We start from the raw sequence: 928 nt of genomic DNA on the forward strand, positions 1-928 counted from the left end.
CACCACCGCTACGGAACCCACCGCCCTGCGGACGGTCACCACCGCTACGGAACCCACCGCCCTGCGGACGGTCACCACCACGGAAGCCACCGCCCTGCGGACGGTCACCACCGCTACGGAAGCCGCCACCCTGCGGACGGTCACCCTGCGGACGGTCGCCCCGGTAACCACCGGAACTGCCACCACGGTCGTCACGGTTGAACGGCCGGCGCTCACCGCCGCCTACGGCACGGTCGCCGCCACGGAACCCGCCTCGGTCGCCGCCACCCTGGTAGCCGCCACGGTCACGGTCACCACCGCTACGGAAGCCACCGCGGTCGCCACCGCCCTGGTAGCCGCCCCGGTCACGGTCGCCACCACGGAAGCCGCCGCCCTGCGGACGGTCACCCCCACGGAAACCGCCCCGGTCGCCACCACCCTGGTAGCCCGGACGGTCACCACCGCTACGGAACCCACCGCGGTCGCCACCGCCCTGGTAGCCGCCACGGTCCCGGTCGCCACCACGGAAGCCGCCGCGGTCGCCACCGCCCTGCGGACGGTCACCCCCACGGAACCCACCCCGGTCACCACCGGACCGGTTGCCGCCCTGATATCCGCCTCCATCGCCGCGGCGAGCGTCGCCGCCATCGCGACCGCGGCCCTCCCGGGCCTCGTCACGGTTGCTGGAGCCGCCGTCCTGCGGTCCTGTACTCACGGATCAGTCCTTCCAAGTACGGCGGCGGCCCCTCGATACGGGCGGCGGCCTGACGTCAAACACAAAGCTACTAGGGCACGAAGTCATAAACGCAGTCGAGGGCCGACCCCAGGTGGGGCGGCCCTCGACCGTTACGTTAAGTCCGGCGGCGTCCTACTCTCCCACACCCTCCCGAGTGCAGTACCATCGGCGCTGGAGGGCTTAGCTACCGGGTTCGGAATGTAACCGGGCGTT

At 71.8% G+C, this 928-nt stretch carries 1 rRNA gene and 1 pseudogene; both read right to left on the reverse strand.

Features of this window, described 5'->3' with window-relative positions:
* Positions 1 to 694 (reverse strand): annotated as a pseudogene (locus ACH442_RS45640) (hypothetical protein); the annotation flags it as partial.
* 140 nt (positions 695 to 834) lie between these two features.
* Positions 835 to 928: ribosomal RNA gene (gene rrf / locus ACH442_RS45645) — 5S ribosomal RNA — on the reverse strand; the annotation flags it as partial.

The sequence above is a fragment of the Actinoplanes sp. NPDC020271 genome, from assembly GCF_044388125.1.
Taxonomy (GTDB): Bacteria; Actinomycetota; Actinomycetes; order Mycobacteriales; family Micromonosporaceae; genus Actinoplanes.